1 protein-coding gene and 1 pseudogene are annotated in these 1,403 nt (G+C 67.6%); both read right to left on the bottom strand.

Annotation, left to right across the window (positions count from 1 at the left end; genetic code table 11):
- The coding region (gene proB, locus EN984_RS34685) for a glutamate 5-kinase (protein WP_127384362.1) at positions 1-998 on the bottom strand (998 nt) is incomplete at its 3' end.
- Between the two features lie 4 nt (positions 999-1,002).
- Positions 1,003-1,403: pseudogene (locus EN984_RS34680) on the bottom strand (GTPase); the annotation flags it as partial.

The following is a 1,403-nucleotide window of genomic DNA, read 5'->3' as shown; positions in this document are numbered from 1 at the left end:
TCGTAGGCAACCAGCCCGCGCGCGATCTCGCGGCCCTCGGGCGACAGGATCGCCACCGTGTCGCCGCGCGAGAAATTGCCGCTGACCAGCTTGACGCCGGCCGGCAGCAACGACTTGCCCGACAGCAGCGCACCGATGGCGCCGGCATCGACCGTAAGCCGGCCGGCCGGTTCGAGCTGGCCGGCGATCCAGGTCTTGTAGCCCTTGACCGGGTTGCTGCTCGGCCGAAAGAAAGTAGCGCGCTCGCCGCGTTCGATCGCCATCAGCGGCGACAACCGCGTGCCCGACGTGATGATCATCGCGGTGCCGGCGGCGGTGGCGATCTTGCCGGCATCGAGCTTCGTGCGCATGCCGCCGCGCGACAGCTCGGAAGCGGCCGCACCCGCCATCGCCTCGATATCGGGCGTGATGCGGTCGACCACTGGAATGAATTTGGCCTGGGGGTCACGCGCCGGCGGCGCCGTATAGAGGCCATCGATGTCGGAGAGCAGTACCAGGAGGTCGGCGCCCATCATGGTGGCGACGCGAGCCGCCAGCCGGTCATTGTCGCCATAGCGGATTTCGGACGTCGCCACCGTGTCGTTTTCGTTGATGACCGGCACCGCCTTCATCTTGAGCAGCGTCGAGATCGTTGCCCGCGCATTGAGATAGCGGCGGCGCTCCTCGGTGTCGCCGAGCGTCAGCAGGACCTGGCCCGATTTCAGGCTGCCCTTGCCGAGCGCATCCGACCACGCGCCGGCCAATGCGATCTGCCCGACGGCTGCCGCGGCCTGGCTCTCTTCGAGCTTCAAGGCGCGCTTGCCGAGACCAAGGATCGTGCGGCCAAGCGCGATGGCGCCGGACGAGACGACAAGGATTTCAGCGCCGCCCTTGGCCAGCGCCGCAATGTCGTCGGCGAGCGAGGCCAGCCAGTCGCGCTTCAGGCCTGTCGCGCGGTCGACGAGCAGCGCCGAGCCGATCTTGACGGTGATGCGCCGATATTTTCCCAGCGACTGCATCGTCCTACTTTTCCCAGCGCGTCTCGACTGGCGCAGCGATCTGCGCACGCGCCTCGGCCACCACCGACATCAGCGCCCGCAGCACCGCCTCGACACCCTCGCCGGTGACGGCCGACAACAGCATCGGCGCGCGGCCGGCGGCGCGCTTCAGCGAGGCGACTTTCTTCTTGCGCGCATCGGCGTCGAGCGTGTCGACCTGGGACAGTGCCACGATCTCGACCTTGTCGGTCAGGCCGTTGCCATAGGCCTCAAGCTCCGCGCGGACGGTCTTGTAGGCTTTGCCCGGATTTTCCTCCTGCGCCGAAACCAGATGCAACAGCACACGCGTGCGCTCGACATGGCCAAGGAAGCGGTCCCCGATGCCGACACCCTCATGCGCGCCTTCGATGAGGCCCGGAATATCGG

Origin of the sequence: Mesorhizobium sp. M7A.F.Ca.CA.004.12.1.1 (genome assembly GCF_003997835.1) — a bacterium.
In the GTDB taxonomy this organism is placed as follows: domain Bacteria; phylum Pseudomonadota; class Alphaproteobacteria; order Rhizobiales; family Rhizobiaceae; genus Mesorhizobium.
Note: the sequence above shows the minus strand (reverse complement) of the source record. Positions and strands in the feature narration are given on the sequence as shown.